The organism is Saccharopolyspora hattusasensis, assembly GCF_050972075.1.
In the GTDB taxonomy this organism is placed as follows: Bacteria; Actinomycetota; Actinomycetes; order Mycobacteriales; family Pseudonocardiaceae; genus Saccharopolyspora; species Saccharopolyspora hattusasensis.
On the sequence record NZ_JBPCDC010000001.1, the window covers coordinates 6721711 to 6747714 of the forward strand.

At 67.1% G+C, this 26004-nt stretch carries 21 protein-coding genes, 1 tRNA gene and 1 CRISPR repeat array; of the genes, 15 read left to right on the top strand and 7 right to left on the bottom strand.

The window, feature by feature from the left end:
- The 8 genes from ACRXBZ_RS32400 to istB all read left to right on the top strand — a co-directional run bounded on the left by ACRXBZ_RS32400 (position 1) and on the right by istB (position 7142).
- Positions 1-879 (top strand): mycofactocin-associated electron transfer flavoprotein beta subunit, encoded by an 879-nt coding sequence (locus ACRXBZ_RS32400; RefSeq protein WP_433882285.1) that lies wholly within the window; start codon positions 1-3, stop codon positions 877-879.
- On the top strand, positions 876-1658 hold the full coding sequence (locus tag ACRXBZ_RS32405) for a mycofactocin-coupled SDR family oxidoreductase (RefSeq protein WP_168587591.1): 783 nt from the start codon (positions 876-878) through the stop codon (positions 1656-1658). Before ACRXBZ_RS32400 ends, ACRXBZ_RS32405 begins: the two co-directional genes overlap by 4 nt.
- The gene (gene mftF / locus ACRXBZ_RS32410) at positions 1655-3010 is read left to right on the top strand and encodes a mycofactocin biosynthesis glycosyltransferase MftF (protein WP_433882286.1); all 1356 of its coding nucleotides are present in this window, start codon (positions 1655-1657) and stop codon (positions 3008-3010) included. Before ACRXBZ_RS32405 ends, mftF begins: the two co-directional genes overlap by 4 nt.
- The gene (gene mftE, locus ACRXBZ_RS32415; RefSeq protein WP_433882287.1) at positions 3007-3747 is read left to right on the top strand and encodes a mycofactocin biosynthesis peptidyl-dipeptidase MftE; all 741 of its coding nucleotides are present in this window, start codon (positions 3007-3009) and stop codon (positions 3745-3747) included. Before mftF ends, mftE begins: the two co-directional genes overlap by 4 nt.
- A 33-nt stretch (positions 3748-3780) precedes the next feature.
- A tRNA-Pro gene (locus ACRXBZ_RS32420) sits at positions 3781-3854 on the top strand.
- Between the two features lie 344 nt (positions 3855-4198).
- Positions 4199-4768, top strand: a complete 570-nt coding sequence (locus tag ACRXBZ_RS32425) for a hypothetical protein (protein WP_433882288.1) — start codon at positions 4199-4201, stop codon at positions 4766-4768.
- Positions 4769-4887: 119 nt separating this feature from the next.
- Positions 4888-6270, top strand: coding sequence for an IS21 family transposase (gene istA, locus ACRXBZ_RS32430; RefSeq protein ID WP_433882289.1), 1383 nt, complete (start codon positions 4888-4890; stop codon positions 6268-6270).
- A 20-nt stretch (positions 6271-6290) separates the two neighbouring features.
- A complete protein-coding gene (gene istB / locus ACRXBZ_RS32435; protein ID WP_433877708.1) occupies positions 6291-7142 on the top strand; it encodes an IS21-like element helper ATPase IstB in 852 nt (283 codons plus the stop codon).
- Between the two features lie 142 nt (positions 7143-7284).
- Here the strand turns inward: istB and ACRXBZ_RS32440 are convergent, their stop codons facing one another.
- The 3 genes from ACRXBZ_RS32440 to cas4g/cas1g all read right to left on the bottom strand — a co-directional run bounded on the left by ACRXBZ_RS32440 (position 7285) and on the right by cas4g/cas1g (position 11608).
- Complete coding sequence (locus ACRXBZ_RS32440; protein ID WP_433882290.1) at positions 7285-7695, bottom strand: hypothetical protein; 411 nt, start codon at positions 7693-7695, stop codon at positions 7285-7287.
- A gap of 103 nt (positions 7696-7798) precedes the next feature.
- A CRISPR array of direct repeats spans positions 7799-9243; the repeat unit is 36 nt; unit sequence GCCGCAAGGGAGACCGGCTCTGCGAGCCGGTGACAG.
- Between the two features lie 465 nt (positions 9244-9708).
- Entirely contained in the window at positions 9709-9996 is a 288-nt protein-coding gene (cas2, locus tag ACRXBZ_RS32445; RefSeq protein ID WP_433882291.1) for a CRISPR-associated endonuclease Cas2, read from the bottom strand.
- Between the two features lie 7 nt (positions 9997-10003).
- On the bottom strand, positions 10004-11608 hold the full coding sequence (gene cas4g/cas1g / locus ACRXBZ_RS32450) for a CRISPR-associated endonuclease Cas4g/Cas1g (RefSeq protein WP_433882292.1): 1605 nt from the start codon (positions 11606-11608) through the stop codon (positions 10004-10006).
- A 684-nt stretch (positions 11609-12292) separates the two neighbouring features.
- Here cas4g/cas1g and ACRXBZ_RS32455 point away from each other — a divergent pair.
- From ACRXBZ_RS32455 to csb2, 5 genes are all read left to right on the top strand, one after another.
- Complete coding sequence (locus ACRXBZ_RS32455) at positions 12293-12508, top strand: hypothetical protein (protein ID WP_433882293.1); 216 nt, start codon at positions 12293-12295, stop codon at positions 12506-12508.
- 199 nt (positions 12509-12707) lie between these two features.
- Entirely contained in the window at positions 12708-15263 is a 2556-nt protein-coding gene (cas3g, locus tag ACRXBZ_RS32460) for a type I-G CRISPR-associated helicase/endonuclease Cas3g (RefSeq protein WP_433882294.1), read from the top strand.
- Complete coding sequence (cas8g1, locus tag ACRXBZ_RS32465; protein WP_433882295.1) at positions 15260-17416, top strand: type I-G CRISPR-associated protein Cas8g1/Csx17; 2157 nt, start codon at positions 15260-15262, stop codon at positions 17414-17416. The genes cas3g and cas8g1 overlap by 4 nt, the downstream gene beginning before the upstream one ends.
- Positions 17409-18389 (top strand): type I-G CRISPR-associated RAMP protein Csb1/Cas7g, encoded by a 981-nt coding sequence (cas7g, locus tag ACRXBZ_RS32470; protein WP_433882296.1) that lies wholly within the window; start codon positions 17409-17411, stop codon positions 18387-18389. The genes cas8g1 and cas7g overlap by 8 nt, the downstream gene beginning before the upstream one ends.
- A complete protein-coding gene (gene csb2 / locus ACRXBZ_RS32475) occupies positions 18386-19903 on the top strand; it encodes a type I-G CRISPR-associated protein Csb2 (RefSeq protein ID WP_433882297.1) in 1518 nt (505 codons plus the stop codon). The genes cas7g and csb2 overlap by 4 nt, the downstream gene beginning before the upstream one ends.
- A 211-nt stretch (positions 19904-20114) precedes the next feature.
- Here the strand turns inward: csb2 and ACRXBZ_RS32480 are convergent, their stop codons facing one another.
- The 4 genes from ACRXBZ_RS32480 to ACRXBZ_RS32495 form a co-directional block, all read right to left on the bottom strand.
- Positions 20115-21338: a tyrosine-type recombinase/integrase gene (locus tag ACRXBZ_RS32480; protein ID WP_433882298.1), complete on the bottom strand. Its 1224-nt coding sequence runs from the start codon at positions 21336-21338 to the stop codon at positions 20115-20117.
- Positions 21339-21490: 152 nt separating this feature from the next.
- Positions 21491-21832, bottom strand: a complete 342-nt coding sequence (locus ACRXBZ_RS32485) for a helix-turn-helix domain-containing protein (RefSeq protein WP_433882299.1) — start codon at positions 21830-21832, stop codon at positions 21491-21493.
- An 81-nt stretch (positions 21833-21913) separates the two neighbouring features.
- Complete coding sequence (locus ACRXBZ_RS32490; RefSeq protein WP_433882300.1) at positions 21914-22960, bottom strand: TRM11 family SAM-dependent methyltransferase; 1047 nt, start codon at positions 22958-22960, stop codon at positions 21914-21916.
- A complete protein-coding gene (locus tag ACRXBZ_RS32495; RefSeq protein ID WP_433882301.1) occupies positions 22957-23850 on the bottom strand; it encodes a hypothetical protein in 894 nt (297 codons plus the stop codon). The genes ACRXBZ_RS32490 and ACRXBZ_RS32495 overlap by 4 nt, the downstream gene beginning before the upstream one ends.
- Positions 23851-24432: 582 nt before the next feature.
- Here ACRXBZ_RS32495 and ACRXBZ_RS32500 point away from each other — a divergent pair.
- On the top strand, positions 24433-25380 hold the full coding sequence (locus tag ACRXBZ_RS32500; protein ID WP_433882302.1) for a hypothetical protein: 948 nt from the start codon (positions 24433-24435) through the stop codon (positions 25378-25380).
- A 116-nt stretch (positions 25381-25496) separates the two neighbouring features.
- Positions 25497-25796 (top strand): pilin, encoded by a 300-nt coding sequence (locus ACRXBZ_RS32505; RefSeq protein WP_371812698.1) that lies wholly within the window; start codon positions 25497-25499, stop codon positions 25794-25796.
- The last annotated feature ends 208 nt before the right edge of the window (positions 25797-26004 follow it).

The following is a 26004-nucleotide window of genomic DNA, read 5'->3' on the forward strand; positions in this document are numbered from 1 at the left end:
ATGGGACCGCAGATCGTCGTGGCGCTGAGCTGGTCCTGGCTGCGGGTCCGCGTGGACCCGCTCACTGGCGCCCTCGACGCGGAGGACCGGGACCGGGGCGGCAACGCCGCCGAACTGGCAGCGCTGGAACACGGCCTCCGGCTCGCCGAGGAACTCGACGGCCGGGTGACGGCGGTGACCGTCGGACCGGTGGCGGCCGAGGAGATCCTGCGCACCGCACTGGCGGCCGGCGCACACGAGGCGATCCGCGTCGAGCGGGACGACCAGCTGGAACCCGGCGCGCTGGTGCGCAACGGTGCCGACACGGCCAAGGCGATCGCATCCGCGCTCCGCGAACCGGATCTCGTGCTGTGCGGGGACAGATCGGCCGATGGCGGGACGGGAGCGACGCCCGCATTTCTCGCGGCCCGGCTCGGCGCAGCGCAGGCGCTCGGCGTCGTGCGGCTCGAATGCGACGACGGGTCGCTGCTCGCGCACCGCAGGCTCGACGGCGGCAGCCGGGAGGTGCTGCGGCTGCCCAAGCCCGCGGTCGTGTCGGTCGAAGCCGCCGGTGTGCGCCTGCGCCGCGCGAGCCTGCCGGCGGTGCTTTCGGCGCAGAAGGCGGCTATCGAAACGATCCCCGGCGAGCCCAAGCGGCCACCCCACGTGGTCGCTGCCCATGCGTTCCGTCCACGCCCGCGGGAGTTCCCCGCCCCGGCCGGAACGACGGCGCATGATCGTATGCTCGAACTGACCGGAGCGCTGCAGGACCGCACAGCACCGACCGTCATCGGACCGCTGCCGGCTGCCGAAGCGGCCGACGAACTCCTGGCCTACCTGCGACGCTACGGCTACCCCACCGGTTCGAGCTGTGCTGCAGAAGAGGAGGCGGCCAAGTGAGCAGGGTCGCGATCGTGACGGGTGCGGCGCGCGGAATCGGCGCGGCGGTTGTGGAGCGCCTCGCAGCGGACAGCTGGCGCGTGGTCGCAGTCGACATCTGCGCGGACATCCCGGGCGCTACCTATCCGCTGGGTACCAGGGACCAGCTGGCGGCACTGGCGGAGAAATGGCCGGAGTCGGTCCGCGACGTCGTCGCCGACGTCCGCGACGAAGCCGCGATCAGGCAGGCAGTCGCGGTGGCGGAGACCGAGTTCGGTGGCCTCGACGCGGCGGTCGCCTCCGCTGCGGTCATGGCAGGCGGACAGCCGCTGTGGGAAACGTCGAACGACGAGTGGGACGCCCTGTTCGATGTCGGTGTCAGGGGAGTGGCGAACCTGGCCCGCGCCGCTGTCCCACTGCTGCTGCAACGACCGCAACCCCGCACCGGCCGGTTCGTCGCCCTGGCCTCGTCGGCGGCCCACCGCGGCCTCTACCACCTCGCCGGGTACAACGCGGCCAAGCACGCCGTGGTCGGCCTGATCCGCGGCCTCGCCGCCGATCTCCGCGGCACCGGCATCACGGCCACCGCGGTATCGCCCGGCTCGACGCGGACGGACATGCTCACCGCCACCGCCGCCTACTACGACCTGCCGGACGTCGAGGAGTTCAGCCGGCACCAACTGGTCGAGCGCCTGCTGGAACCCGACGAAGTGGCGGCCGCGGTGTGCTGGCTGTGCAGCGAACAGGCCTCGGCCATCACGGGAACCGTGGTGCACGCCGACGGGGGGTTCACGGCATGACCCTCCGCCTGGTGCCGGACCCCAGCCTGCACCGCTGGGACGACGGGCAAACGCTGGCGGGCGGATCGCCGTTCCGCGTGCTGCGGCTCAACGCCAGAGGAGCGGGCATCGTCGACGCCTGGATCGAGGGCGAGCCGGTGACCGACAGCGCCGCCGGCCTGGCGCAACGGCTCGTCCGGACCGGAATGATGCACCCGCGCTACGACGAGACCCACCACGGGCCCAGCGACGTGACCGCGGTGATTCCGGTGCGGGACGGCGACCTGACCAGCCTGCTCGCGGCGCTCGGCACGCCCGCCATCGTCGTGGACGACGGCTCCCGGCAGCCGGTTCCGACAGCGTTAGTGCGCCACGAGACCGCCAGAGGCCCGGCGGCGGCCCGCAATGCTGGGTGGCGGCTGGCCCGAACACCGCTCGTGGCGTTCCTGGACGCCGACACGGTCCCGACCCATGGCTGGCTCGAACCCGTGCTCCGCCACTTCGAAGACCCAGCCGTGGCGGCCGTGGCACCGAGGGTCCGCAGCACACCGGGGAACACGGCCCTCGCCCGCTACGAGAGCACCCGTTCCCCGCTCGACCTGGGCGGCGAGCCGGGCCTGGTACAACCCGGCAGCAGGATCAGCTACGTCCCGACGGCAGCGCTGGTGATCCGCGCCTCGGCGCTGCGCGAGCTGGACGGCTTCGACGAGAAACTGCGCTTCGGTGAAGACGTCGATCTGATCTGGCGGTTGATCTCCCGAGGACAGCTGGTCCGCTACGAGCCGGAGTCAGTCGTCGAACACGCGCCGCGAAAGAGCTGGACCGCCCTGCTGCGCCAACGTTTCGACTACGGCACTTCGGCAGGGCCGCTGGCGAAGCGCCACGGCGACGCCGTCGCGCCGGTGCGGGCATCGCTTTGGAGCGCGGTGGCTTGGGCCCTGATCCTCACGGGCAGAACGGGTGCCGGACTGGCCGTGGTCGGCGCAACAGCGGCCCTGCTGACCCGCAAGCTCGGCAAGACCGGAATCCCCGCCCACGAGGCGATCCGCTTGGCGCTGCAAGGAAATCTCGGTGCCGGACGCTACTTCGCCGACGCCATCGGAAGGGCCTGGGCACCGGTGGCCGTACCGCTGCTGCTCCTCAGCCGCCGCGGCCGTGCGGTGCTCGGACTGGTGGCGCTCAGGCACCTGCTGGACTGGACCCGCGAACGACCGCCACTGGGCCGAGCCCGCTGGTGCCTGGCGCGCATGGCCGACGACCTGGCCTACGGCTGCGGAGTCGCACGCGGCGCGCTCAAATCCAGAAGCCTCGCCCCACTGCTGCCCTTCCTAACCGACAAAGGTGGGCGCAGCAGCGTCCAGGTTTCGCGATGACTGCCCGCATGGCGGATCTGACCTGGCCAGAGGTCGCAGAACTCGCGCCACGAAGCCTCCTCGCGGTCCCGGTGGGCGCCACCGAACAACACGGCCCGCACCTGCCCTTCACGGTCGACACCGAGATCGCGGCGGAACTCTGCGACCGGCTGGCCCAGGAGCGGCCCGTCCTGGTGGCGCCGCCGGTGACCTACGGCTCCAGCGGAGAGCACGCAGGCTTCCCGGGCACGCTGTCGATCGGCCAAGAAGCGGTCGAGCACCTGCTCGTGGAACTCGTCCGCTCGGCGGACGCCTTCGCGGGAGTGGTGCTGGTGTCGGCCCACGGAGGCAACGCCGAACCGGTCCGCCGCACGATCGAAACCCTGCGAGCGGAAGACCGCCGAGTGCTCGCCTGGGCACCAACGGGCCGCCCGGACGACACCCACGCGGGCCGCACCGAGACTGCGGCGATGCTGGCGATCCGCCCGCGCGCAGTGCGCCTCGACCGAGCGGAGAGAGGCAACACCACGCCACTGCCGAACCTGATGAGTACCCTCAGAGCCAACGGCGTGCGAGCGGCAACGGCCAACGGAGTCCTGGGCGACCCGACCGGCGCGACGCCGGAGGAGGGCACCCGGATCCTGACGGCCTGGACGAAGTCCCTCACGGCAACCGTGGACGCCTGGACACGGCCTGACCAGGAAGAACGCCAAGCGGAGGGCCCCGGTGATCGTCCATCCGGAGGTGCGGTAAGCTAACCGCATACCCCGAGAAGGGTGAAAATCGAACAACGGGCTGTAGCGCAGCTTGGTAGCGCACTTGACTGGGGGTCAAGGGGTCGCAGGTTCAAATCCTGTCAGCCCGACGTTGGCGGAAGCCCGCTGATCGGCACGTAAGTGCAGGTCAGCGGGCTTTTTGTTGTTTGTCGTGGACCTTGGTGGGATCGCAGAAGCAAGATCGAATCGACGGTCCAGGAGCAAATCAGGAGCGCGGGCGTCAGGTTTTTGACGGAACGTGCAAATGGGGTCGGATTCCGTGGTGACGCAGTGTAGCGATTGGTCAAGGTTCGATAACGGACCTGAACTGAGTTGAAGAGGCGTCGGCGGTCATGTGTCAGTTGGTAGCTTGATGAGAGTGCCTGGAAGACGTTCTGTTCGGATAGCGTCTGTTCGTTGGCGCCGGAGCCCGTTCGGCGCAGCGCTGTGAAAAGTGCCCAGACTGCCCGATTGCCGGTGCAACAGCAACCCGGACGACACGGATTCCTGGCTGGCGATGTGGACGGACCAGCGCTCCCGGGCATCCTGTGGGCTGATCACTCTGCTGGTCATTCATCCCGTGATCATGCAGCAGGTGATCAATGTCTACGAGGAGGCGATCATTTCCCGAGTCGCACATTCCGAGCAGTTCCGCGGCCAGATCCCAGAAGAGGATCTCGCGCTGATGCGGAGCCCCCAAGCGCTGTCTATTTCACTTCTCGGCCTCATCACAGAAGACGCCATGATCAGCCCACGCGTGGCAGGCCGGCTCTGCGAGCGGGTGACAGGCATGACCTGGCGCGGGTTGGAACTCAGTGCCAGCTACTGGCCGCAAGGGAGACCGGCTCTGCGAGCCGTCAACAGGACAGGTGTCCGCCGCCGTCGAGGATGCCGACGATGCCGCCTTTCACGGTGCGGACGAAGCCTTCGCGAATCGGGCTGTGCTCGTGGGCACCGTGGCGCCGTGATGGGCACGGTGACAGGTTCGTCGGCATGGTGGGATTCGCTGACGGCGCTCAGGTGAATCTCCCCAGACCTGCTCATTGAAATTCCCCACCCGGCGTGGCTCCGCCGAGACGGGCGGGGCTCCTTCGAGTCTGGCGGTCTCTGACCACACACCAGCTCGAAGGAGCCCCACGTCTCATGCTCACACGGGAGGAAGACATCGACGCGCACGCCCTGCGTGCCCGGGGTTGGACGATCTCGGCGATCGCCCGTCACCTGGGGCGGGACCGCAAGACCATCCGCGCTTATCTGTCCGGTGTCCGCGAGGCGGCGGCGCGTGCCCGCGCGAGGCCGGATCCGTTCGAGCGGTTCGTGGCCTACTGTTCGGCGCGGCTGGCCGAGGACCCGCATCTGTGGGCCACCACCCTCTACGACGAGCTGCACGAGCTGGGCTATGCGCACTCGTATCCGACGCTGACCCGCCAGATCCGCGACCGGGGTTTGCGTCCGGCGTGTGAGCCGTGCCGACCGGCGAAGGGCCGGGCGGTGGCGGTGATCGAGCACCCACCGGGGGATGAGACGCAGTGGGACTGGCTTGATCTGCCCGACCCACCCGAGCACTGGGGGTGGGGTGGATGCGCGCATCTGCTGGTGGGGGCACTGTCGCACTCGAGCCGGTGGCGCGGTGTCCTGTGCCCGAGTACTGATCAGCCGCACCTGATCGATGGGCTGGACCGGGTTACCCGCGCGTTGGGCGGGTTGACCCGGGCGTGGCGGTTCGACCGGATGGCCACCGTCATCAACCCCGAGTCCGGTCGGGTGCAGGCCTCGTTCTCGGCCGTGGCCAAGCATTATGGCGTCGCGGTGCGGGCATGCCCACCACGGCGAGGTAACCGCAAGGGAGTCGTGGAGAAAGCTAATCATGTTGCGGCGCAACGGTTCTGGCGCACCCTGCCTGACGATGTCACGCCCGAGCAGGCCCAGCAGCGGCTCGAGGCCTGGTGCTCCACGCGCGGTGACACCCGGCTGCGCGCCACCGCGGATGGCAAAGCCAGCGTGGCCACCGTCGCCGCGGCCGAGCCGCTGCGCACCCCACCCGCGGACCCGTTCCCGGCGACCCTGACGGTCACCAGGATCGTCTCGGCGCAGGCGCTGGTGTCCTTCCGCGGCAACCGCTACAGCGTCGCCCCCGAACTCGCCGGCGCCACCGTCACCGTCTCCCACCGGCTCGGCGCCGGCCACGTGGATGTCGCCACCGAGTCCGGGACGGTGATCGCCCGCCACACCCTGGCGCCCGAGGGCGCCGGCGTTATGGTCCGCGACCACGGCCACGTCCTAGCGCTCGAGAAAGCCGCCCTGGCCGCCACCACCACTGCGCGGCCGCACCGCAGCAAGCAGCGCATCCCACCCGGACCGGACGCACGGGCAGCCGCCGACGCCCTGCGCGCCCAGCGCACCGACACAGCGCCGACCAGCGGCGTGGACGCCAGTGGTGAGGTCGTGATCGATCTCGCCCGCTACGCCGCCGCAGCCGCCGCCCGCACCACCCTGCCCCCGGCCGACCCGGCCGACGAGAAGTAACAACGAGAGAGGAAAACACAGTGACAGCAACAAAAACAACCCCGAACACGACCCTCGACGCTGCCCCGTCCACACCGGCGCAGGCCAGCCTCTACCAGCAGCTGCGCGGTCACCTCGCGACGCTCAAGCTGCACGCCGCCGCCGAGGCACTGCCCGGTGTCCTCGAGTCCGCGACCGCCGAGGGTCTCACCCTGACCGCCGCCCTCGAACGGCTCTGCTCCATCGAGGTGTCCGCGACCGAGGCCCGCCGCCTGGCCGGCAGGCTGCGCTTCGCCTCGCTGCCCACCCCCGCCACCCTGGAGGACTTCGACTACGACGCCGCCCCCACCGTCGATCCCAAGCTCATCGCCGAGCTGGCCACCTGCCGCTACATCGAGTCGGCCACCAACGTCCTGCTCATCGGCCAGCCCGGCCTCGGCAAAACCCACCTCGCCGTCGGGTTGGCACGCAAAGCCGCCGAAGCCGGCTACCGCACCTACTTCACCACCGCCGCCGACCTGGCCGCCCGCTGCCACCGCGCCGCGATCGAAGGCCGCTGGGCCACCACCATGCGCTTCTTCAACGGCCCGGCCCTCCTCGTGATCGACGAGCTGGGCTACCTCCCGCTGCCCGCCGAGGCCGCCTCCGCGTTGTTTCAGGTTGTCTCCCAACGCTATCTGAAGACCTCGATCATCCTGACCAGCAACCGCGGCGTCGGATCCTGGGGCGAGGTCCTCGGCGATACCACCGTCGCCGCGGCCCTGCTCGACCGGCTCCTGCACCGCTCCGTCGTGCTCACCCTCGAGGGCGACTCCTACCGCCTCCGCGACCACCAAGCCCGCGCCGACACGCTCCGCAAAACCACCACCGGCACCCACCAACCGCTACGCTAACCACCGCCCCCGAGTGGGGAATTTCAGCGAGCAACTCTGGCCAAAATCAATTAGCGGCGTCATCGCCGGGCGTGTTCTGCGCACACAACGGCCGCGACGACCGTGATGGTGGGCAGGGTCGCCCCTGGAAAGCCTGTGCTGGTTACGGTGACGGTGCCAGGAGTCGACCGCGGGTGAGCACGTTGACGCTCGCCCACAGGTTCTGGATGGGCAGTGAGAATCGGTCGGCGGAGGCCGCTATCGCGGCCGCGAGTGCCTCCAACGCGTCCCCGAGCATGGTGGGCCGCGGGGTGCTCGTAAACCGGTCCTGGTCGACGGCGACCACGGTCTGCACACCCAGTCGATACAGCGCCGCCGCGTTAGCGCGAGCGCGTCGCAGCCAGGACCGCACGGTCGCGGCTGGCACCTCGAGCCGGGCCGCGATCACTCGGTGGCCCACACCGAGCCCGCCCGCGGCCAGCGCGGGACCGATCAGCCCGAGCGTGTAGGAGCGGCCAACCCCGCCGGAGGGATCCCTCCCCGCATTACTGCTCAGGCGTGTCCCGGAGATCACACGTCCGCACACCCGGAAATTTCATGTCCGCCGATCCGGACCAAACTGTCCACCCACCCAGATTTTTCCGTGTCCGCTGACAGTTTTCCTGCCCGTTTTGCACGCCGCAAGGGAGACCGGCTCTGCGAGCCGGTGACAGGTCGAATGCCTCGATGTCGCGGGGTGGCCCTGGCAGCCGCAAGGGAGACCGGCTCCGCGAGCCGGTGACAGCGCGAGGTTGCGTGCGGCGTTCAGATCCCGATCGAGCCGCAAAGGAGACCGGCTCCGCGAGCCGGTGACAGCACCCCTGGCGCGCTGCTCGTCGAGTTCGGCGCAGATCTCGCCGCAAGGGAGACCGGCTCCGCGAGCCGGTGACAGCTGAAAATCTGGTCTAAGACCGGGATCAGGACGGGCCGCAAGGGAGACCGGCTCCGCGAGCCGGTGACAGGGGGTGGCGCAGCAAACCGCCAGCCGTGCCTACAAGGTGCTGCCGCAAGGGAGACCGGCTCCGCGAGCCGGTGACAGCCCGTTTGACTGGGAGCGGATGGAGACCACGAAGGACGCGCCGCAAGGGAGACCGGCTCCGCGAGCCGGTGACAGGCGACCAGTGCCTGCAGGCCAACGTGCCGTTTTTCTTCGCCGCAAGGGAGACCGGCTCTGCGAGCCGGTGACAGGGAACAACGCCGTCGGCGCAGCAAGATGTGTAGGAAGGGCCGCAAGGGAGACCGGCTCTGCGAGCCGGTGACAGTCCACCAGCGCCAAGGCAGTCGCCGCCTCATCGAAGTCGCCGCAAGGGAGACCGGCTCTGCGAGCCGGTGACAGCACCACCACCACCGGAGGGACAACAGCAATGGGCATCGCCGCAAGGGAGACCGGCTCTGCGAGCCGGTGACAGGCGTCCGGTAAGCCCGCCCCGAAACCCACTGCCCCCACCGGGCCGCAAGGGAGACCGGCTCTGCGAGCCGGTGACAGCGGTGCTTCCCGCGCCAGAACTCGCGGGCCCGCTTGTTCTGGCCGCAAGGGAGACCGGCTCTGCGAGCCGGTGACAGATGCCGCCCGCTCCCTGGGCCCGCCGTCGCCGATCTCGTCGCCGCAAGGGAGACCGGCTCTGCGAGCCGGTGACAGGCGTGGCGCAGTGGAGTTTCACCTCCAGCGGAGACCCGCCGCAAGGGAGACCGGCTCTGCGAGCCGGTGACAGGTTTTCGTTCCGATGTTCCTCGCGCCAATTTCGTGGCCGCAAGGGAGACCGGCTCTGCGAGCCGGTGACAGGGAAAGGATCAAACTTCCCTTCCGCTTTGCCATCAAAGCCGCAAGGGAGACCGGCTCTGCGAGCCGGTGACAGTCACGCCCAGCGCCACGGATGGGTTCACCGTCGAGGCGCCGCAAGGGAGACCGGCTCTGCGAGCCGGTGACAGCGGCGGCCGGATCATCGGCTACGCGCCCTCGGAGATGTCCGCCGCAAGGGAGACCGGCTCTGCGAGCCGGTGACAGTGGTGCGCGCCATCTGGTCGAGCAGCACGCCGAATGTCGAGGCCGCAAGGGAGACCGGCTCTGCGAGCCGGTGACAGGACTCGATCGACCGGGACTCGCCGCAAGGGAGACCGGCTCTGCGAGCCGGTGACAGATCGCGGCGTTGGGTGGCCGCCTGGTGGCCGTGCTGGTCGCCGCAAGGGAGACCGGCTCTGCGAGCCGGTGACAGGGCCGTCGGTGTGCCCTCCATCCGTGCCGTCTGACGAAGGAGCCGCAAGGGAGACCGGCTCTGCGAGCCGGTGACAGGGTCGCCGTCAGCCGACGAAATGGGCAGCCCGGGAACCACTGTGGGCCGCAAGGGAGACCGGCTCTGCGAGCCGGTGACAGGGCTAACTATATCCGGTGGGGCTGAACTGGGGCTTTGGAGATCAACGCGAGTGGCTGCGGGTTGTGGATCAATTGGGATCTCTATCGCGCTGCTCATTGGGGCTGTAGATGGGTTGACCTGCGGGTTTGTTGTGCGAGCGGTTAGGCGTAGAGGTGTTTGTGTTTCGTCGCTCGCGTTTAGATGATCTGAGGTCCGGTGTGGGGGAGGTGCCGTGGGCGGCCGATTTGGTGGACGTCTGCGGGCGAGTGTTGGGGGCCGAGGTCGATGCGAATGATGCTGTCTTCGGTCGGGTCGATGATGTTGATGAGCCGGTATTGGAGGATCTCAAGTTCTGCGCGGGTCAGGTGGCAGAGGAAGACGGAGTACTGGAGCCGGGTGCCGTGGCTTTCGAAGACATCGCAGGTTTTTCGGAGTCGGAACGGGTTGGCGATGTCGTAGGCGAAGAGGTAGCGCCTGCGGGACATGTCTTTGTCACCGGGTGGTCATGGGGCGGTATTCGGGAAGTTCGCCGATGAGGGTTGCGGCGAGGATGCGAGCTTGGATGTCGAGTGTTCGGCGGTAGCTGATCTGGTATCCAAATAGTGGATGGGTAATTGTGGTGTCGAGGCGGCGTTCGTATGCGTGCAGGAGCGCGCGACGTCCGTCCGGGGTGAGCGCGACGCCGCCGGCCCTGGTGATGAAGTCGTTGGCGGAGATCTTGTGGTTGTTGACGACGGACAAGACGACGGAGTCCGCGATGAGTGGCCGGAACTCTTCGGCGAGGTCGAGGGCGAGGGCCGGCCGGTTGTGTCGGGTGCGGTGGTAGATCCCGAGATAGGGGTCCAGGCCGACACCGAGGACTGTTGCGACGAGATCTTTGGTGAGTAGGGCGTAGCAGAAGGACAGCAGTGCGTTGATCGGATCTCGTGGGGGTCGGCGGTTTCGGCCCGTCGCGGCAAAGCGTGAAGCAACCTCGGTTTGATCAAGAAGGGACGGGAAGGCGTCGAAGTAGAGGCGCGCCGCCGTGCCTTCCAGACCGAGCAGGGTCGAGAATGACGTGCAGGACTGCGTTTTGTCCGCCAATGTTCGTAAAGCGTCGACCGGTCCGGTTTGATCGGCTCGGTTGCGTCTCAGTAGAGTTCGGCAGTTGCGGATCTTTCCCGTGATCATGTTCGCCGCAATGCCGAGTCCGCCCTGGGCGTGGGCCAGGGTCTGGCGCCGGCGTAGTTCGGCGTAGGAGGTGGGTGGCGAGTGCGCCCACCCTCTAAGCCAGCCGCCAAAGGTGAACCAGAGGACTGGCACGTTGTGCTCGAACAGTTCGTGTAGCGCTTGCGTGGTTACCTGGACGCGTCCGAAGAGCGCGAGCTGGGATACGTCGATCAAGCGGAAGCCGGCGAGGACCTTGTTCTCCTTGCGGACGGTGATCTGGCCGTGGTCGATACCGACGGTACTGCCGGCTTCGGTGACATACACCGGCCTGCTGTCCGGGTCGCGAGGAAGAATCCTGTGCGGTGCGTGTTGTAGATGGCCGATAAGAAGGTTCGTCTCATCGGGTAGGCAGATTCCCGCAAGCGAGCAGCGGGTGCATTTGGGGCTATCGATCAGTGGCGGCGGAGGCTGAATCTGATCGCTTGTTCGCCGTGCTTCGTCTATGACCGAACGCGCCCAGGAAGCAGCCGCGTCGGTGATCGGAACCGTAACCCGTCGACGAGGAGTGGCGTAGTACACCTCCGCGTGATCGCACGTGTACCCGTGCTCGCGGAGGATCAGTGCCTGAACGATCGACTGGATCCGGTCCGATGGCCACGGCTTGCCGTCGGCTTGTGGCGAACCTTTCTTGACGTCCAGCGGGATTACGCTGTTGCCCTTGCCTTCCAGTACGTCGATGCGCGCGGTGACGCTGAGTTGCTCAGAGCTCAGCCATACGGAGCGCGCACGCTTGAGCTGCTCTTCGCCCGGCAGCGGTGCCCGCCCACGTTCCTGGTCGACCGTGCGGTGAGCGGCTCGGCCGATGACGGTGTCGTCGGAGTCCTCGAAACGTCCCTGGACCCACTCCAGGAAAAACAGCCGAGGACAGTAAACGAACTCGTTGAGCATTCGAGCGGGCAGGGGCTCCATTTCCATGACCGGCACTCCCTGATTCGGGCGCTTGCAGCTGACCTCAGCCGAGCGCGGAAGCGCGCCTGAAGCAAGTCCCCGAACGCGTGTCGGGTTCGACGGTTGCGAACACGGTGTGTAGTTATCTGGGGATGCTTCAGTGATGTGCCGCGGATCCTGGATGTCGGCACAGCGTTAAGGGAGCCGGACTCTGGAGCCCGGAGAGCGTGGGCTGGTTCGTGTCAACTTGAGTTGTCAATGAGCGTGGGTTCTTGCCGTTGGCGAAGATCGTACCTGTGGCAGGCCGGGGGAAGTTTCCCGCTTGTACGCTTGCCGTTCCCAGTGGGGCTTGGCTCCGGCGGCTCCTCGCGGGGGATGCGATGCGTGTAGCTCCCCAAGGGAGACCAGCCTCGGGAGGCCGGTTGTGAGGACCATGCCTCGTTTGGGGCACAACAGCGTCCATGCCGCAAGAGAGCCTCGCCTTGGAGCCGCCGGGTTCGATGGTACAAGCTGATCATTCAACAGTGAGAGGCTGCAAGGTTCCTGTCCGATCCTGCTCCAGATGCCACTTTGATGGAAGCTGTAGTAACAAGATCCAACTGCTGGTACGCTGCGATCGGTCGATCACGCACAGTTATCGATCGCTTCAGGATCGGCGCGTGGGCTTATGGAAGGAATGCAGTGATGGTGGCGGAGTACCTGCCTGAGATCGTCGTCGGATTCATAGGGCTTCTCACCCTGGCGGCGATGGGGTATCGGGGTCAGCCTGAGCAGGTGAAATCGAGTGAGTTTGCGAGGCTTGATGCCGAAGTGGCAAGGCTCCGGGATGACCTGCGTCATATGGAATGGGAAAGTCGTGATCTGAGGCGTCAGGTCAGCCTTCGCGACAAACAAAATTGAGGCGCGACGCGGCCCCTGATGGAGTTGCTGGCTGCTCCATTTGGTTGATCTATGTCTGGTGTGGGTCCGTGGCGGGCCGGATTGTCGGTGGGGTTGGGGAGGCTGTGCTCTGTTGGTGATGTTGCTCGCTGGGAAGGCAGCGGATGTCTGGGGTTAGCTGGTGTCCGTTTGTTCTTGGTGGTCTGGGGTTGGTAGGGAGATGACCGGCATCGTGGGGGACGGGTTCGAGGTTCTGGTCCGGGAGGCGACGCGTAGCAGGGAGCCTGATGGGTCGGAGACCTGGAAGCGTCCGTGGCCGTTTCAGCGGCGGTTGGCGGATGAACCACTGGGAACGGTGTTGAAGGTTCCGCCGGGAGCGGGTAAGACCGCGGCCGTGGTGCTGGCGTGGGTGTGGCGGCGGTTTTGTCACCCGGATCAGGGGGTTCGGGCGCGGACACCGAGGCGTTTGGTGTTCGCTTTGCCGATGCGGGTGCTGACCGAGCAGGTGCATGGCGAGGTCGTTGGCTGGGTGGAGCGGCTGGCGTCGTCGCGGGAGGCTGTGCGGCGGTGGCCGGAGCTGGCCGGGTTGACTCGGCAGGATGTGTATCTCGCGATGGGTGGCGCTACGTCGTCGCTGGCGCGGTTGCGGTGCCATCCGGATCGTTCATCCATTGTGGTCGGAACGATCGACATGCTGGTGTCGCGGGCGTTGAACCACGGGTATGGGCTGGGGCGCGGGATGTTCCCGGTCGATTTCGCCTTGTTCACCAATGATTGCTACTGGGTGTTGGATGAAGTGCAGTTGTGTGGTCCCGCGGTGACGACGTTGCGGCAGCTGGATGCGTTCCGGGAGTCTCTGGGGACGGTGGGGGCTGCGGCGACGACGTATATGAGTGCGACGATCCCGGCGGGTGCGCTGAGTACGGTGGACAACCGTTCTGTGCCGGATGATCGGGTGATTGAGCTGTCGGAGGAGGATTTCGGCAGTGAGCTGGGTGATCGGGTGGGTGCCGTGCGGAGGGTGGGCGAGCTGGTTCCGGCGCCGGCCAAAGACGCGCCGTCGGTCAAGGAGGTCGCCGCCGGGGTGGCCAGGGCGCATCGCCGGGAGTCGTTGACGCTGGTTGTGTGCAATACGGTCAAGATGGCACGGGAAATCTATCGGGAGCTGCAGAAAAACGCACTGTGGGCGGATGACGGTATCCCGGAGTTGTTGTTGCGGCATAGCAGGTTCCGCCCGTGTGAGCGGAGGAAGTGGGATTTCGCGTCCCTTGCACAGTGCGTACAGGGCTCGGCGGGGCGCGTCGCCGTGACTACGCAGCTCGTTGAGGCTGGCGTTGACGTCAGTGCTCGGACTTTGGTGTCCGAGGTTGCGCCGTGGCCATCGATTGTGCAGCGCACCGGCCGGTGTAACCGGGCGGGCGAGTTCGACGATGCGTGCATGTGGTGGTTTGCCACGACGCCGCCCGGGAAGCCTGCGCGCGGCCCGTATACCGACGCCGATCTGGTCGTGAGTGCGGGGATGCTGCGGGGCCTGGAAGGTACTGCGGTGTCGGTTGTCGATCTGGCGGCGCTGGGTGAGGACGTCGAGTCGCACCAGGCGGAGCCGATGACGTTGCGGCGCCGCGATCTGCTGTCGTTGTTCGATACCGCGCCGGATGTGTCCGGTGCGGATGTGGATGTCTCGGCCTATATCCGTGACAGCGATGATCTGGACTTGTCAGTGGGTTGGGTCAGCGTTCCGCCAGAAGATGAGGGCTTCACGGTGCCGGCGGATGAGGCGTTGTGTCCGGTGTCTCTGGGAGAGTTCGCGTCGTTGCGGTCCCGGATGGCCGGGCGGGGCCGTGACAGGATCTGGGTATTCGACGCGGTGGAAAGTCAGTGGCGTTCCCCGGCGGCGTCGCAGCGGCTACGCCCGGGGATGGTGGTGCTGGTCGACGCCCGTCTGGGCGGCTACACGCCGGATGGGGGATGGGATCCGGCGTCGACGACGCCGGTCGAGGTCATCGCGGCCGAAGATGACGTCACCGAGAGGCTGGAATCGGCGGGTGATGCCGTTGATCGCGACGCGGGCGGGGTGAGTCTAGGCGTGTGGGAAACGCTGCGGGACCATTCTCTGAATACGGCGGACCACGCGCGGCGGCTGACGTCCACGCTGCCGGAGTTAAGTGACCGGGAACGGGAAGCGGTCGTGCGCGCGGCGGTGTTGCATGACATCGGAAAGGCCTGCGCGGTATGGCAGAAAGCACTGATCTCCACCGAGCCGGACGAGAATCGCAGGGTCGATTTGGTGGGGTCTGGCCCGTGGGCGAAGTCCGACAACCACCGGCGGTTGAAGTACGGCGACGGTGTTGAACGGAACGTGCGGCGGGGGTTCCGGCATGATCTGGCGACGGCGGCGTGGTTGCGCGGTCCGGGTGCGGATGTGGTGTCGGATGTCGCCGATCCGGAGCTGGCGGTGTATCTGGCGGGGGCGCATCACGGTCATGTGCGGATGACCGTGCACGACACCGTGTCTCGCGGCGACGATGTGTTGTGCGGGGTCTGCGAAGGTGATGTCGTGCCGGACCTGGAGTTGGGTGAGGTCACGGTGCCTGGTGGGGTGCTGTCGGTGACTTCGTTCCGGCTGGGTGGTGCCGAAGCCGATGGGGTGTCGTGGACCGAGATGGCTACGCGGCTGCGTGACCGGTACGGGCCATTCAGGTTGGCGATGCTGGAGATGCTGGTCCGCAGTGCGGACTATGCGGCCAGCGCCCGGGAGCCGGAGGCTATGCGGTGACGGTGCATGCGTTGCCGGGTCTGCGGTTGCGTCCTCTGCTGCAGTACTTGGCGGGTTTGGGCTTGGCGCGTGTGGTCGCCGAGCAGGCCGATCCGCGGGCCCGGGTGTGGTGGGAGGCCGGTGAGCTCCGGCTGGACACCACGGTCGAGGATCTGGCGGAGTGGCTGCTGGCGGAGTACGTGCCGTCACCGGTGGTGAGCCCCTGGAATGGTGGCTCGGGGTTTGGTCCGAAAGACAAGACCCCGAAACAGGTTTTGGACCGGTTGCTCGGTCTGGACGAGCCGCGGCTGGTGCCGTTGCACGAGACGGTGTGCTGCGCCCGGAAAGTCATGGAGTCGCTGCAGGTCGGCGGTGCGACGCCGGACAAGGCGGCGGTGTTGCGCCGGTGCCGCAACGAGTTCCCGGATGCCGCATTGCCCTGGCTGGACGCGGCCGTGGTGCATACCGCGGACGGGCTTGCCTTCCCGCTGCTGCTGGGTACCGGTGGCAACGACGGGCGGCTGGATTTCTCCACCAACTACCACCAGCATCTGCTCGCGTTGTTCGATTCCCGCCCGAAGCAGCAGGCGTTGGCCCGGCAGCAGGCACTGGGATGTTTGAAGGGGGTGGCCGGTGTCCGGCTGGCGTCGGCGGCAGTGGGGCAGTACGACCCGGCCGGGGCCGGTGGCGCCAACTCGGCGCCGGATGGTGCGGCGCCATCGCTGGTGAACCCGTGGACGTATGTGCTGGCGGTCGAAGGTGCCCTGACGTTCGCGAGTACCACGACCCGCCGCCACGGCCTGTGGGCGAACAATCACAGCCGTAAGTCGGCGGCCTCACCGTTCATGCTGCATACCGATCCGATCGGTGCGCAGACGTTGAGCAGCGGAGAGGACGCCCGCGGTGAGGTGTGGGCGCCGTGGTGGAACCGGCCCTGGAGTCTGGGTGAAATCACGCAGCTGTTCTCCGAAGGCCGCAACCAGTGGAACAAGCGGGCCGCCCGGTCAGGGGTGGAGATGTATAAGGCGGCCGCGGCCAAGGGCACCGCACTCGGGGTGGGCGGCTTCACCCGATTCGTCGTGCTGAAACGCAACGGACTGGCCTACATCGCGGTTCCTGCGGACGAGATCGCCGTGCACACCAGACCCCTGACGGCCCTTCTGGGCCACACCGACCGGTGGGTCGACCGGCTGCGCGGGCGTGAACTGGGTGCCGGGCCACGACGCGCGCTTGCCGACTACGACCGCGCATCCGTCGATCTGACCAGACATGGAAGCGTCACCACCGCACTTGCCGCGTTGGCGGGCTACACCAGGCTGATTCAGACGGTTTCCCAATCTGGGAAGGTTCGTCGGGACGTTGTCCCGCCGGCGCCACTGCCGACCACAGCATTCGCCGAGTTCGCCGCTGAGCTTTCCATCGACCCGGCAGTGCGGATCGGGTTCGCACTGGCTTCCCTGCGCGCCCGGTTCCCGGTTCACGGGGTGCGCGGGCTGCACGAGCTTCTGCTCGCGGTCTCCCGTGAACACCCCACACGTCCACAGTGGCGTGATGCCCCGGAGATTCCCGGATTCGGGACCCGCCCGCTGGTGGATGTGCTGGCCGATGCCTTGGCATGGTGGGGCCGCAACGGTCCCGCCGCTGATGGGAACCCAGGCACTACCCGGGGCACCGCGCTCCCGCCCTGGCGTGGCGACCGCCGGATCCCCGCCAGAACCGTCTGCGCGTGGCTTTATGGCGACATCGACGATGACGACGTGGAACGTGCGCTGTGGGCAGCGCTCGCATTCGATACGCGCTACGTCTCGCTGACCGAACCGCCTGGGGGTGCTGTCCCTTTCCCGGCGTACGCGGTATTGGCGCCGTTCATGCACGGTATGAGTGCTGCGGCCGACCACACCTTGGGGGCGCGGAGCTGGTGGGGCGCGCAACTACGTGCCGGACGTAGTGAGCCGGTGCTCGACGATGCGCTGCGCCGAGCACGCCAAGCCGGGCACCGCCCGGTCGCACGCGCACGCTTCCTCGCCCGCGGCGCCGATGGGCCACGGTTGGCTGCCGCCCTGCTCATCCCGGTTCACCGTGAAGGGCTTCCGGGGCTACTGGCCTCGGTAGCCCGCCCACTATCCGCTGACAATGCCGAATCGCGAGAATCTGAAGAGGACTTTCATGACTGACGCGCGCACCATCCTGAACGTGGCTCTGCGGCCGGTTGCTGGAAGCCGGTTCCAGCCCACCGGGTTCCCTGATCTCGGCGCGGCCGAATTCGACGCCCCCGGTCAGGACGGTCGCTCCCTGCTGGTGGAGTCCGTGCAGTCGATGGCCAACCGCCTGGAAGAACAAGCATGGGACGCGGTCGCCAACGCCCCGCGGGCTCCATTCGACCGGCTACCCTGGGTCCGTGTCAGCCATGCCGAAGACGCACGGTTCCTGACCTCCAGTCGTATCGAAGCCCACCGCCTGGCCTCGGCCTACATCCGCCACGGCCAGTTGCCCGACGGCACACCGGGTATGGACTTCCTCCACGACGCCCTCGGCCTGCAGCCCGGTCGCCCCCTGGACCGCGTGCAGCTGACCCGCGCCGTGTTCCGCCTCGACCCGTTCAGCCTGCTCCACGGCGTGTTCTTCGCCATCAGCGCCTGGCCTTGGCAGCCGCGTGTCCAACGCGCGGTGACAGCTTTCATCGAGGCACATAATGTGCGGCCGGCAGTGTCCGGCGGTGTCAAACGAGAACTGGTCCGCAACAAAAACGAAGCCGGCACCGACGACGAACCGTCGCCCGGCGCGGACACCGGCTATGGCTCGATCCCGCACCAGCGCATCGAATACACCGCCGAGACCATCCTGTTGTCCGTGGTGATCGACAAGCAGCAATTCCGTTCCTACGGGCTGTCCCCGGAAGCCACCGAACTCCTCCACACACTCGCCCAATGGGAACTGCGCAGCTTGCTGAATTCCGGCCTGCGGCTGCGCACCGCATGCGACCTGATCACCGCCGAGACGATCGACCTGCCGGACCTGGATGAGCTGACCGCCAGGATCGACAAACTCGTCGACGTCACCGCAGACGAGCACGGCGGAACCACCCACGACATCACCTGGACCTCGGCGTCGGCCAAGACGCAGATGAAAAGGGACAAGAGCAAGTGATTCCCACCCTGTCCTTCCGCTTCCCACTCGGCCGCTACCACGCCACCCCCTGGGACCACAGCGCCAACGAAGGCCGGCTGGAGTGGCCGCCCTCGCCCTGGCGGCTGCTTCGCGCCCTACTGGCGGTCTGGCATCAACGCGCCCCCGAAATCGGAACCACGACCATCACAGGACTGCTGCAAACCCTGGCCGGCACGGCACCGCGCTACGTACTGCCGAACACCACCCACGGACACACCCGGCACTACATGCCTGGCGTCGACCTCGACCACCAAGGCCGCGAGAAACGATTCCTCGCATTCGACAACTTCCTGTCCCTACCCAAGGAACCCCAGGCCGACGGGCCCGGAGCCCTGCTGGTGACGTGGGATACCGAACTCACCGACGACCAGGCCAAGGCACTCGCCGTACTCGCGCAGCGGATGCCCTACCTCGGGCGGGCGGACTCGATCTGTGTCGCCGAACTCCTCGACACCACGCCTGAACGCGACACCTGGATCACCCCTGACCCGGGGGGAGAACTACGGCTCCTCGCACCGGCACCGGACGTCACGCCCGAACAGGTGGAAATCGATACCCGCACCATGCGCAAAGACCGCATGGTCACCCCACCCGGCGCCTGCTGGATCGGCTACACCACACCGGGCGAACAGACACGAAAACCCGATCGTCCCGTTCGACACCGACCGCGACCGACCGCAGTCCGCTTCGCCCTGGAAAGCCCAGCGCCCCTGCACTTCGCCGACACCCTGCTGATCACAGACACGCTCCGCCGCGCCTGTCTGAGCCTATACGGGAAACAGCACCGCAACCCCGATGGAACCGGTGGCCAATGCCCACCACTTTCGGGCAAAGACCACGCCGACAACATCAGCCGAAACCAGCACCAGCACGCCCACTACCTCGCCTACAACAGCGACACCGAATCGCCCTACCTGGACACCGCAGTCATCTGGCTGCCCGCCGGATTCGACCCCGACGTTCTCCGAGCCGTCACCGCCCTCCGTCGCCTCAGACCACGCCACAGCCGCAGCGAGGAACGAAACCAAGCAGCGGACATCCGTGTCGCCCTGGAACACGTCGGTGACATCGCGGACGCCACACCCGAAACCACCACCGCGGCACCCGTCACCACGTGGCGCACCCTCACCCCAGTCTGCTTCCGGCGACACCGCAAGAAAGAAACCACCGAAGAGTTCGTCACCCACGAACTCCGCGCCGAACTCGCCGCCGAACTCGACCTCCCCACCGACGACGTCATCACGAAGATCCACCCCACCCCACACGGGACCAACGCGCCCTGGCCGGCCGACCTCTCCGACCCCTGGGCACGCCGCTACCGACGCCACCGCCCCAGCCAAACCATGAACCAACGACTCCCCGGACTCGGCCTCACCCTCGAACTCGCCCCCACAACAGCCCGAAAGATCACCGAAAAACCCCGGCCCCTCATCCTCGGCGCCCACCGCCACTTCGGCCTCGGCCTCCTCACACCCGTCCGGTCAGCAAGGTGATCACGGGAGTTTCGGCCCCATACGGCGGCGGTAGCCGTCCCTCAAGGCCGGACCGATCGATCGCCGCGCGTGACGCCTAAGCGTTGCCACTGGCCTCCGGAGAGCAGTTCGGGTCTGTAGCGGGTACACCGTTCCCGCTACAGACCCATGAAGCCCCGACGGACGGAATGTTGTCGCGCGGCGGTTCGCTGCTGATCTGGGTTGCGTCAGTTCATGCTGGCGTCATGGCAGGGAGTGTTTGTAGTCCGATGGCTTCGGTTGTGGTCGTAGCGCTGCGGGTGCTCTGCTGGTCGAGCAATACGGTGAGCGCTGTAGCCCAACGCTGTTGGAGTCCTTGGAGAAGGCGGGTTTCGATTTCGGGGGCTACGTGGGAGTAGATGTGTTCGATCTTGTCCGGGATGACGTGGCCGAGGCGGCGGGCTTGGGCGACCTGTGGAATGCCGTCGGCGATGAGCCAGGTTTTGTGGCTGTGGCGGAAGCTGTGGAAGACCAAGCCCGGCACGATCGCCTGGAGATGGTGCCGTGCGCAGGGCTTGTGGAGAGTCCCGTCGGCTGCGGGGCGCGTCGCGCGACGGGAGAAGTTGCTGCGGCGCAAGAGCTCGTTGTCCTTGGTGACGAATACATGGGAATGGGAGTGGGTGTCGAGATGGGCTCGGAGCATCTCGATGAGAAACGGCGGGAGGGAGATGGTGCGGGCGGATTCCTCGGTCTTCGGCGGGCCTAGGCTCAGGACACCGTCGACCTCGTGGAGAGCGCCGATCTCCGGGTCGATCACGATGCAGCCATCGTCCAGATGGGTATTGAAGCGTTGCAGGCCAGCGAGTTCACCCCAGCGTGCCCCGGTGTAGGCAGCAGCAATCATCAATACTCCTGCACCCGGCCATGCTGTGACAGCAGCTTGCAGGGCGATCCTGAGGACTTGATCAGGGGTGGCCCAGAGAGCTTCGCGACGGGGTGCGCGTCGGCGTTTGCCTCGTCGTTGGGGCCGGACGGGGTTGGCGGGGATGAATCGCTCATGAGCGGCATCGGCGAGCATCATCGAGAGGATCTTGACGATCGTGACGACGGTGGAGTCGGCGTAGCCCTTGGCTCGGAGTTTTTTGGACCAGCCGTGTACGGCGGATCCGGCGATGTCGTTCAAGGAGGTGTTTCCCCATCGGGGGAGGATGTGGTTGCGGATGAGACTGCGGTACTGCGATTCGGTCGCCTGTTCCACGTCGAGGGAATCGAGCCATGTGGTGGCCCAGTCGGCGAGAAGGAGTCTCCCGGCGTTGGGGTCGAGGAAGGTTCCGTGGCGGCGTTCGCTGTCGATCTCGTTTGCTTTGTTTTCGGCGGCTTTTTTCGTGGCGAACCCTGGGATAGAGCCGTGTGTGCCGTCATCTTTCCAGTATCGGACACGCCACGTGTTCTTGCCTGATTTTTCCACAAAGGACATGACAGGGCTTCCTGGGAAACTTGCGCCGTATTGGCTGGGGCGGTGTTGTGACGGACACATGGACGCTCTGTTACTGACCGGTGTCAAGTAAATCCGGTGGGTAATGCCCTGTTTGGGCGTATGTAGTCGTGTGGTAACTGCGTTGAGTTTTCCTAGGTATTGCTCGCGGTAGGAGGGTCGATTCCTGCGATCTCTGCGATATCGCTACGCGAGAACCGCAGGTGTTTACCAAGGAACCGGCAGGGGATGGCGCGAGCGGAGGCTTTCCGTCGCAGCCACGAAGGGCGGACGCGCAGAAGGTAGGCGGCTTCTTCAGCGGTGTAGAGGAATGTGCCCTGGTTTTCGATACTGCTTGCGTGCTCGGCCTGTTGTCCAGGTGTGGTGTTTTCTTGCGAGACCTCGGTCGCAGGGATGCTGGGTTTACTTGCCGGCGTACTGCGAGGTGTTTTCAGTCCGGCCCGGCGTGGTAGTGCTGATCTGCCTACGTTTCTCATGAGATAAACGTCCTGTCTGGATCTGACTTCGGTGATCGCCGTCGTGCTCGCCGTGGATGCGGGTGTCTTTGCGGACAGTACCTACGCCGCAGTAAGTGGCGCGTGCACCGAGTCTCGGAGCTGTAGCTGAGGGGTTCCTTTTTCTGCGGTGGCTCTCGACGTGGTGGGTTTGGTGAAGATGAGGACGTCTTCGTGGGCGATGAGGTGCAGGGGGAGTCCGTTGTCGCGTTGTTTGCGGATGAAGTCGCGTTGGAAGAAGCTGCCGCGGGCAACGAGGTCGGTTTCGGCGATGCGGGCCAGCAGTGCGACGCAGCGTTCGGTGGGGATGAGTCCTGCTTGGCGGCCGCAGGTGAGGATGTGGGCGGGCAGGTCGATGAGTTCGGCGTGTTCGCGCCAGGGGCGCAGTGTGACCGCGACGTGCCCGCCGGGCTTCAGGAAGACGGCCGCGTGGGTGAGGATCCGGGTGAATCCGGCGAGGAGGCGGTGGTGGCCGATGTTGGCGAGGTTGCCGCGGTCGAGGGTGTTGCCGTAGCGGTGGTGGTGTTTGTGGACGCCGGCGGTGCCGGTGCTGACCTGGCCATGGGTGGAGGGTCCGTACGGGGGTGAGGTGACGACCAGTGCGACCTGGCCGTGAAGATCGGCTGGCAGGAGCGTGGCGAGTTGGCGGGCGTCGCCGTGCACCACGCGGCCAGCGGCAATGCTGGTGTGGTGGGCGAGGTCGAGGTTGGTTTGGGTGACGGTGACCCAGTGGGGTTCGTATTCGACGCCGATCGCGCGGCGCTCGAGGTGCAGGGCTTCGACGAGGGTGGTGCCGATGCCGCACATGGGGTCGAGGACGAGGTCGCCGGGCCGGGTGTAGTGGGCGATGGCGTGGGCGGCCACGGCGGGCAGCATTTTGGCGGGGTGTGCGGTGGAGTCGGGGCTGTAGCGGCCTTTGCGCTGGGTGGCGGGAGAGGTTTGCGCGGTCGCCCACACCGACACCGCCGGCGGGCACGGGGCAGGCGGTGTCACGGTGATCCGGCGGTGCGACGGGGAAGGGGGGCGGTGTCCGGTGGGGGTGTGATCGCGCATAGGGATGTCCTTCTTGTCGAGGTGGTCAGCGGTGGGGTGTCGGTGGGGGTACGTCATCGGATGGCGCCGGTGTCGGGTCCGGATTGCGGGAGCGGGTCGGCGTGTTGGTGTGGTTGGGCGAAGACGAGGACGTCGGCGTGGACACGGCGATGCCGCACCGGCTTCGCGGAGGCGCCTGGCGCGGAGCCGTGTGGGTGGTCGTTATCGGTGTGGAGGCGGCCGTGCCGGATCGGGACGAGCAGGGCGACGATGTGCTGGAGGTAGAGCAGGTCCGCGCTTTGTGCCGCCGCAACGACGGAGCCGGTGGGGTCGACGAGCTGTCCCTGTGCGGTGCCGGTGCGGGTGAGTACGGCGAGGATCCCGCCGGTGCGCAGCAGCCGGGCCGCGACCTGGGCGAGGTGATCGCAGGTCCGCGCGTCAGCGTGCTGCGGTGGCAGGCTCGCGATGACCAAGTCCGCGCGGCGCTTGCCTGCGTCTTCCGCTGACAGGAGGTGGGGCAGCGGTGGTGTGTCCGGGATGCCGTCGGGTGCGAAGCCGGGCCGGGGCTGGCCGGGCGAGTGCCGGGTGCTGGGCTCTGCGGCGGGGGTGACGCTGACTGTGCGGTCGAGTTGGCTGACGGCGGCTTGTGCTGTCGCGAGGCCGCCGGATTCAGCGGAGCGGGTTGCGGGCTTGGGACGGGTGGTGGCTTGCAGGTCGAGCAAGACGACCTTGTCGTGCGGTGTGGTGAAGGATGTGACGATCTTGTCTAGGAGCGTGGTGGGCCAGGGATTGTCGGGGTCGATCGGGGGCGTCTGGCAGGCCCATACGGTCGCTGGTGTGCTCGCGCCAGTCCGCTCGCGCGGGTTTCGTGGGGTTCGGCGGGGTGCTGATGGATAGGCCGGGCCGCTGACCTCCGGCTGCGCGCGGCGTGCGCGGGGGGTGTGTGGTGTGGGCTGTGATGGGTTCATGGAATGCCTCCACGATGCTGGTGACATTCCTGAACTCCGTCCTACGCCCCGGATAGGGACAGAACGCGCCCGGAATTTTCACAGAAAGATCAGCGTCGGGCAGAATCTCTTTCCGGAAATTCACGGGCAGCTCTTGTGCTGAACGCACGACGCCGGCGCGTGGGACGCGTGTGAGGGAGACTGCGACGCCAATTCCGGGCCGCGTGCACGATTCCTGGGAGCTCTGAAATTTCCGCGCGATTCCGTCCTTGTGGACGCGCGCTCGTGCTACTACACGGCTACTACCGCAGGGTGTTGGCCCAGCGTACCGGCTACTACCGGTGCGATCTCGCGATCAAGCCAGCGCTGCTCGTGATGATCGACTTCGCGATGGGATAAGGCTCAAGGATTTCGCGGAAGGGTACCGGTGAAGATCGGTGGTAGTAGTGCGCGTGGTGTTGGGTAGTAGTGTCGTAGAAATTCGGTAGTACTGGGTGTGGCGTCCTTGCCGGGTCGTTGTATCGGCTCGCTGCGAGGAGTCGCGAAATGGTTAGGGGTAAGGATTTTCGGGGATTCACGGCGTCGGGTGCTGGGCGTGGTGGGATGCCGCTGGATACGGCGAGGGCGGCGTTTTCGTGGTTGGTGACGGGGCCGCATCCGGTGTGTGTGGACGGGCGCTTGTTCGCCGGGTTGCCGGATCGTCTGGTGCCGTTGAACGAGGTGCGGGATCTGTTGCTGCGCCGTCGGTGCGGGCAGGCCACGCGGGATGCGGTGTGGGCGCATCTGGTGCTGCGTTCACGCACCGAGGGTACGACGTGGACGGTCGGCTGTGTGGGTGTGGCGCTGCCCGGGTTGACCCGGATCGCCTCGTGCTTGTCGGCCCGGTTCGCCGGCGATACCGCTGACATTCACGCCGCCGTACTCGTCGGGTTCCTTGCCGAGCTCCCTCGTGTTGATCTGCGTCGGCCGCGGATCATGTTGCGGCTGCGGTGGGCGGCCTATCGATCCGGGCACGCGACTGTTCGTGAGGCTTTGGATGCGCCGGTTCCGTCGGGCAGTGGTTTCCGGCCGCTGCCGAGCCAGCCGTGGGGGCATCCGGATTTCGTGCTCGCCCGGGCGGTCGCCGACACGGTGCTCACCGCCGAGGAAGCGGAGCTGATCGGCTCCACCCGGCTGGAAGGCCTCCCGCTCGCAGAGGCCGCCCAGCAGCGCGGGGCCACCTACGAGGCCATCAAGAAGACCCGGCGACGTGCCGAGCTGCGACTGCTGGCTTACCTCTGCGCGGAGAACGCCGACGGCGCGCGGGACGCCGGCGGGGACGTCGCGGTTCAGGTCGCGGACACCCTGGCCGTCACCGCCGCCGCACGCACCACCACTGAGCTGCCCGCAGCCGTGACACACCGTGGGGGTGGGGCCGGGCAGAAATCCCGGGCACGAATGTCCCGGCGGGGCAGCGACAGCGGAGTTCAGGGATGCGGGGGACACCCAGCAACTCCCTCCGCGATCTCATCGCCGGCTCCTTCGACGCAGGAGGCTCCCCGATGCGCCTGACCACCCCCTCACGCTCCCGCCAATTCCGGCCCCGCCCACCCGCTTCAGTACCCCGAGATCCCCGTCGGCGTGCCCGCCTGGCATCGACGCACCGGTGGCTGCTGGTCGGCGAAATCGTGGCTGTCGGGCTTGTGCTGACCGGGTCGGCGGCGCAGGCCGAGACCACACACGTGCTCGCTTTGGCGCCCAATTTGGAGGTTGTGCTGACCAACGCCCGGAACTGGATCATGGGGATTCTCGCGTTGGTGGCGACGGTGTTCCTGACCGTCGGCGGACTGCGCTACCTGATGGCCGGCGGCAACCCGGGCGAGGTGGAAAAGGCCAAGCAGGCGTTCAAAAGCGCCGGCATCGGCTTCGGGCTCACCGCATTGGCACCGGTGGTCGTGGAGATCCTGCGCGGGATTCTGGGGATGTGATCGACAGTGTCGATCCCACCCCCGGCCACCTGGCGAGCCGTAGCTGTCGTGAATGCGGTGGTGTGGTGTGCGCTGACCGGCAGCCCCATCACCGCACAGGCACAGCAGTCCCTCGACCAATCCCCGAGCCCGAGCTCGACCGCACCAGCGACGGAATCACCCCCGCCGCCAGTTCCCGTACTGCCGGCCCCGGAGCCGCAACCGTGTG